The organism is Kitasatospora sp. NPDC096128, from assembly GCF_040303105.1.
Lineage (GTDB): Bacteria > Actinomycetota > Actinomycetes > Streptomycetales > Streptomycetaceae > Kitasatospora.
Window position 1 is genome coordinate 1 of record NZ_JBEOSP010000021.1, and the last position, 6,514, is coordinate 6,514.

The following is a 6,514-nucleotide window of genomic DNA, read 5'->3' on the forward strand; positions in this document are numbered from 1 at the left end:
TGCTGCTCGACAGGGCGTGACTGTCGAGCAGCAGGCGCCGCCGGCCGTGGCGGAAGGGGCGCCCCGGTGGCTCGGGGCGGTGTCCGGGTCGAGGGCGGCTTCCGGGCGGGCCGCGGAGTCGGGCGGGGGTGGGGAGGGGCCCGGTGAGGGTCAGGAGGTCGGGGTGGGGCGCACCGCGCGGCGTTCGCGGAGGGTGCGGAGGACCCGGCGGGTGGCGCGGGTGGCGACCGGGGGGAGGAGGTCCAGGGCGATCCGGCGGGGGGCGGAGCGCTGGAGCTGGGCGGGCGTCTTGACCCGGTAGTTGAGGCGGAGGACCTGGTGGCCGGCGATGGCGTCCTCGTCGACGGCGTAGTCCTCGGCCTGCCAGTCGCGGGCCAGCAGGGTCCGGCGGGCGGCCTCGGCGTCGCCCCAGGTGCCGTAGAACTTCATCGGGGTGAGCAGCACCGGGCGCAGCCCGCCGGTGAAGACGGCCTCCCAGACGGCGGCCGAGACGCCCGGGGTGTGTTCGGAGCGGTAGTCGTCCAGCGAGATCAGCCCGTCCTCGGCGAGGGCGGCCCGGGCCACCAGGATGTCCCCGCTGACGTGCTCGTACAGGTGGGAGGCGTCGACGTGGACGAAGCGGCAGCTGCCCGCCGGGATCCGGCCGTCGGCCAGCACCGAGGTCGGGGCCTGGACGATCTCGGGCAACTCGCTGTGGAAGGCGAGGTAGTTGGACTCGAAGGCGCTGCGGGTGAGCGTCTTGCGGTAGGACATCGACATCTCGGCGGCGTTGTCGGCGTCGGCCGCCTCGGAGTCGAAGAGGTCGCAGACGGTCAGCCGCTCGCCCGGCTGGAGGTGGTCCCCGAGCAGGACCGCGCTGCGGCCGAGGTAGCTGCCGAGCTCCAGGACGTCCCCGGTGACCCCGGCCGCGGTCTGGGCGGACAGCAGGTGGGAGAACGCGGCCCGGTCCAGGCCGAAGAACCAACCGGGGATGTCGTCCCGCTTGCGCGGGGCCGGGCCGGCGACGGTGGTCTCTTCACTGGGCACGGCTGCCTCCAAGGCTGGCGGGGCGCGGTGGTGGATCACGCCGCGGAGGGGCGGTGTGGTCGTGAGGCAGATCATCATAGCCAGGCACGGGCCGTGCGGGGCGGGGAGTCGAAGGCGCGCTTCCGGGCCGGTGCGGCGCCGTTCGGGCAGCTGTTCGGGCGGTGTCGGATCGGGTGTTCGGACGGATGTTCGGGCGGGTGGTCGGGGGCCGGTGGGCCGTCCGGGCGGTTCGGGTGCCACTCGCCCGTCGGGGGCGCTACCGCCCCTTCCGGCTCTCCGCGCCCTCCAGTTCCGCGATGGTCTCGGCCAGCCAGGCCCGCTCGGCCGAGCCGGAGGCCCGGGCGACCAGCAGCATGCCGCGCCGGAACGGGTTCGGCTCGCGCTCGGCGGTGACCGGGTGGCCGTTCCCGTCGTAGAAGAAGCTGCTCGGCGCCTCCAGGAAGTCCAGCCGGCGGCGGAGTACGGCGGCCTGGCGGGCCGGGTCGGCCAGCTGGTGGAGGAAGGCGGCGAGGGTGAAGAAGCGGATCTGGTCGGTGATCTCGGCCTGCTCGGGGTCGGCCAGCCGTCGCAGCAGGTCCGCCCGGCCCTCCTCGGTGAGTTCCAGGGTCTGGCGCGGCGCGGCCCCGGTGCCGGGTTCGGTGCGGCGGTGCAGTAGCGCGGCCTTCTCCAGCCGGGTGATCGCGGGGTAGAGCGCGCCGTCGCTGACCGGTCGGACGTGGCCGGTCAACCCGGTGATCCGGGACTTGAGTTCGTAGCCGTGCAGGGGCTGGTCGTACAGGAAGCCGAGGATCGCGAGCGTCAGCACGGTCGGAGCCCTTTCGTCGGAGTGCGCCCCATGATGCGCCCGGTTCCATGGTCGATGCTACCTCTTGGCGCTGTACATCGATTCGATGTATATCTACTCGAGGCAGCCGCCCGCGCTGGAGTGGGCGGCGCGAGAAGGGGGGGGACCCATGCGCGAGCAGTCGATCCGGCTGGCCCGACTGGCCGGACCGGTCTACGCCGAGCTGTTGTCCGGAGTGATCGCCACGGTGATCGGGATGTTCTGGGTGGCCGGCCTCGGCGGGGCCGCCGTCGCCGCCGTCACCTTGGCCGGGACCGTCGAGAACCTGCTGCTCGGACTCGTCCTGGTGGTGGCCTCCGGCGTCAGCGTCCGGCTCGCCCGGGCCCTCGGCGCCGGGGACCGCGACGAGGCCGGCCGGATCACCCGCGCCGCCTGGCGGCTCTGCGGGCTCGGCACCCTCGCCCTCGCCGTCCCCGGTTTCCTGCTGCGGGACCGGATCGCGGCCGCCTTCCTCGACGGCGAGGCCGCCGCCCGGGCCGCCGAGTACCTCACCGTCGCCTTCCCTGTCTTCGGACTGTTCTTCGCCCAGCGCGTCGCCGACGAACTCTTCAAGGGCGCCGGCGACACCCGCACCCCGATGCGGATCGCCCTGCTCTCCAACGCCCTGCTGCTGGTCCTCGACCCGCTGCTGATCCTCGGCCCGGGCCCGCTGCCCGCCCTCGGCGTGCCGGGCGCGGCGCTGGCGCTGGCCGCCTCCCGAGCGGTCGCCCTCGCCGTCACCCTGCGGCTGCGGCCCCGGATCAGCGGGCCGGTGCGGGGCGTCGGGGCGGCAGCCGTCGGCATCCTGCGGGCCGGCGCGCCGTTCGGCCTGGACTTCACCGCCCGGATGGCCGTCGGGACGGCCCAACTCGCCCTGGTCGCCGGCTTCGGGGTCGCGGCAGTGGCCGGGTACGGCATCGGCTACCGGCTCCTGCTCGTCCTCACCATGGCCTTCTACGCGCTGCGCCAGGCCGCCGCCATCCGGGCCGCCCGGCTCGCCGGGGCCGGCCGCGCCGAGCCGCTGCGCGACCTCCGGCGCGCCACCGCCCGCCTCTCCGCCGGACTGGGCGCGGCGGCGGCCCTGCTGGCGGCCGGTGCGGCGGGGTCGCTCACCGCGCTGTTCACCGACGACCGGACGGTGACCGCCCAATCCGTCGGCTTCCTGCACCTGACGGCCCTCTACCTGCTGCCGTACGCCCCGGCGGTCGCCCTCGGCGGCTACCACCAGGCGACCGGGGCCGGGCGGGCGCTGGTGGTGTCGGCGGTGTCGGGGCTGGGTGCCCAGTTGGGTGCGGCGGTGGTGCTGTCGGGGTGGTTGGGGGTGGACGGGGTGTGGCTCGGGCAGGTGCTGGGGGCGATCGTGCAGCTGGCGGTGCTGGTGGCCCTGGCCCGGGGTGGGTCGGGCCGGGTGGAACGCGGGTCTGTGTTGGTGTCGGTGGAGTGAGGTGGGTGGGCCCGGTTCTCCCGACACCCGGGCGAGGTCGCGGGTGTCGGGAGCAGGTGTTCAGCGGTCAGGACGCCGGGTCCGACACGGCGCGGAGGCGCTCGGCGAACGTGCGGGCGGCCGCGAAGTCGCGGGTGTCGGGGCGGTGCTTGTTGATGCCGCCGACCAGACGGAACGGGAGCCAGGTGTCGTGGCCGCGGGCCGTGAAGCCGCCGACGACCCGGAAGCCCTTCGCCGCCAGGGTGCGCTCCGCCGGGCGGGTGAACGGGCGGAAGCCGGGCTCGGGCAGGCCGCTGGTGGCGAACACGAAGGCCCGGCCCCGCCGTTCGGCGCCAGGGAGGGTGTGGATGAACCGGCGCAGCCGAGGGTGGAGTCGCCCGGTGAAGACGCCCGAGCCGAGGCCGATCAGGTCGTACCCGGCCAGCTCGGCCGGGTCCAGCTCCTCCGGCTCGACCACCGGCGCGGCCAGCGGCCGGGCCAGGGCCTCGGCGATCCGCCGGGTGTTGCCGTGGGACACCGATACGCACACGATGACGGCTTTCATGAGGAAGACGCTCCCTTCGCTCTGCAGGTACCCGATGGACCGGACAGGGCGGCGGAACGTGACATCGGGAGTCCGAGGAGAGGCCGTGGCAGCCGTAGCACGGGTGCCCGGCCGGTCGTGGGGGCGGGCAGGACGGGCGGCGCCGGGGCGGACGGGCCCGGCGGCGGGGTGCGCCTGGACCTTGCCTTGGGGCTCTCCGCACCGGAGCGTACGGAGGACGGGAGTTGAGCTCCCGGCAGACCTGGCGGCGCACCCCCGGGCGGCGTCCGGAATGCCGTTCGATACATCCGGACCATTGGCCCGGCCTTTTCCCCTCCGGTACCTTCCGTCGCAATTCCTCACCCCCGCCCCGGGCGCCATGGTGGTAACTCTGCCACGCCCGAGAAAATCTGGTGACAGGCCGTTGTGAGCAGACCGCCACGGTTTCGGCCAACCAATTCACAGGCGTCATCAGGCGTTCCGTCCGCGGCCGGGAGCCACACCAGGGATTTCACCGGTCCGATTCCCATGAGAATTGCTTTCCGTTCAATCGGAAGGGGTTGCGAGCGGGTGATCCGCCGTGAAGACTGTTCCGCGTTCGTCTGTCGAACGTTCGCGCCGTCAAGGATTGCGCTGTCTTCCGGGCCGTTGTGGCGGGTGCCGCACGGTGGCCCCGGGGGACCGACGCAGGGGGGATTGCGATGCCGGGTGGGGCGACCCTGCGGGGTGCGGGCCGACGGGTCCGCAGGCCGGAGTGTTCGGGGTGGCCGTACGGCCCCGACGGCCGGATCCGGGCATTCGGGTGCCCGGAGTATTCGGAGTAGCGGGGAAATCAGGTCGTATTCGTGCCATCCGGTCGCCGCGCGCCGTCGCGGCCCGGAGCGCCTCCGCGTGCGCCGTTCTCGCGCCGTTCAGCGCCGGGAGGCGCCACCGATCCCGTTCGGGTCGGGTCGGCCGCGGTCGGACGGTGTCCGGTCAATCACGTAGTTCGCGCGGCACTCTGCGCCGTGCGGCGCCGTCGGCCGGAAATTCGGCAAGGCGTTCCTCAGCAATCCGGAATTCATCCGCGGGCGCGTCGTCGTGTCCGCACCCGAGAACCAGTCAACGGGAGCCACCGCCCATGCCGTACCCCGCCTCCGCGCCGGTCCGCGAGCGCGCCCCGCAGCTGCTGCGGCGCGAGTTGCAGCACCGGCTCGACACGCTCGCGCGCCGCCACCGGGTGCCCGGCGCCCAACTGGTCCTGGACACCGGGGCGGAGCTCGTCGCCCTGCACACCGGGGTGGCCGACGCCGCCACCGGCGCCCCCTTCACCGGGGACACCGCCGTGCCGGTCGGTTCGCTCACCAAGCCGTACACCGCCGCGCTGGTGCTGCTCCTGGCCGACGACGGGGACCTCGACCTCGACGACCGGGCCGCCGCCCACCTCCCCGAGTTCCGACAGCTCCCTGACCTGACGATCCGTCAACTCCTCAGTCACACCAGCGGGCTCCCCGCAGGTCCGGACTCCGACGCGGCCGCCCGGACCACCGCGGCGCGCTACCTGGCCGCGGTCTGCACCGCCCGGGATGCGCTGTTCCCGCCCGGGACGGGCTTCTCCTACTCCAACGCCGGCTACGTCGCCGCCGGGCGCCTGGTGGAGTCGGTGACCGGGATGACGTGGCAGGAGGCCGTCGCGGCCCTGCTGCTGGAACCGATGGACACCGTGCCCGCCTTCCTCGGCAGCGAACCCGGTGTCGAGGAAGGCGGGCAGGGCGCCGCCCGCCCGGTCGCCGCCGGGCACGCGTTCAACGCCCTGACCGGGAGGGTCCGGCCGGTCCGGCAGAACCTGGCCCCGCTGGAGGCGCCGGCCGGGGCGCTGCTGCTGAGCGCCGCCGACCTGGCCGCGTTCGGCGGCGCGGCGGTCGGCCGGGCCAAGGCGCTGGCCGCGGACGTCGCCGACGAGCTGCGCCGCCCGCAGCCCGGTGCCCGGCCGGGCGCGCTCGCCGACGGCTGGGGAGCGGGTCTGGCGCTCTACCGGCAGGACGGGCGGCTCTGGTGCGGGCACGACGGCAACGCCATGGGCACCTCCTGCCACCTGCGGGCCGAGCCGGACAGCGGAGTGGTGGTCGCCTTCACCGGCAATGCCGGCTCGGCCACCGCGCTCTGGCGTGAACTCGCCGTCGAAATAGCGGAGTTGATCGGCCTTCCGGTGCCCGCCGCGATCGCCCCGGCGGCCTCGGCGGCCCCGGGTGCCCCGATCGACCCGGCGGAGTGCGCGGGCGACTACCGCAACGGCGGGATCCGGTACCGGGTCGAGACTGCGCGCGACGGAGGGCTCACCCTCTCCGTGGACGGCGACCTGCCGCTCGTGCTGCGCTGCTACGCCGACCTCCGGTACGACCTGATCGCCCCCGACACCGGTCGGCCCGAGCCCGGCGGGTGGTTCCACCGGGACCCGGCCACCGGGGTGATCGACCGGGTGCAGGTGTCCGGGCGCACCGCGCGGCGGGTCGGGCCCGCCTGAGCCCGCAGTCGGAGCCGGCCGGCCGGTGAGCCGCTCGGCCGCCGCGTACCACCGTCGGACCGCTGTGCCCTCTGCCCGCTGTGCCCCCTGCTCGGCGCACCCTGCCGTGCCCGGCGCAGCCGCACCCAGCCGTACCCCCAGCCGTACCGCCGCCGCGCCACCGCACCGCCTTTCCCGCACCGTCGAGGGCCGGTC

5 protein-coding genes are annotated in these 6,514 nt (G+C 74.8%); 2 read left to right on the forward strand and 3 right to left on the reverse strand.

Annotated features, from left to right (window positions below; translation table 11 throughout):
- Nucleotides 1-150 precede the first annotated feature (150 nt).
- Nucleotides 151-1,026: a class I SAM-dependent methyltransferase gene (locus ABTY61_RS23245; RefSeq protein WP_350506962.1), complete on the reverse strand. Its 876-nt coding sequence runs from the start codon at nucleotides 1,024-1,026 to the stop codon at nucleotides 151-153.
- A 256-nt stretch (nucleotides 1,027-1,282) separates the two neighbouring features.
- Nucleotides 1,283-1,831: a PadR family transcriptional regulator gene (locus ABTY61_RS23250; RefSeq protein WP_350506963.1), complete on the reverse strand. Its 549-nt coding sequence runs from the start codon at nucleotides 1,829-1,831 to the stop codon at nucleotides 1,283-1,285.
- Nucleotides 1,832-1,979: 148 nt separating this feature from the next.
- Here ABTY61_RS23250 and ABTY61_RS23255 point away from each other — a divergent pair, with 148 nt between their 5' ends.
- Nucleotides 1,980-3,293: an MATE family efflux transporter gene (locus tag ABTY61_RS23255; RefSeq protein WP_350506964.1), complete on the forward strand. Its 1,314-nt coding sequence runs from the start codon at nucleotides 1,980-1,982 to the stop codon at nucleotides 3,291-3,293.
- Between the two features lie 67 nt (nucleotides 3,294-3,360).
- Here the strand turns inward: ABTY61_RS23255 and ABTY61_RS23260 are convergent, their stop codons facing one another.
- Nucleotides 3,361-3,837, reverse strand: a complete 477-nt coding sequence (locus ABTY61_RS23260; protein ID WP_350506965.1) for a flavodoxin family protein — start codon at nucleotides 3,835-3,837, stop codon at nucleotides 3,361-3,363.
- A 1,099-nt stretch (nucleotides 3,838-4,936) separates the two neighbouring features.
- On the opposite strand from ABTY61_RS23260, the gene ABTY61_RS23265 reads away from it, so the two are divergent.
- On the forward strand, nucleotides 4,937-6,319 hold the full coding sequence (locus tag ABTY61_RS23265) for a serine hydrolase domain-containing protein (RefSeq protein WP_350506966.1): 1,383 nt from the start codon (nucleotides 4,937-4,939) through the stop codon (nucleotides 6,317-6,319).
- Nucleotides 6,320-6,514 lie beyond the last annotated feature (195 nt).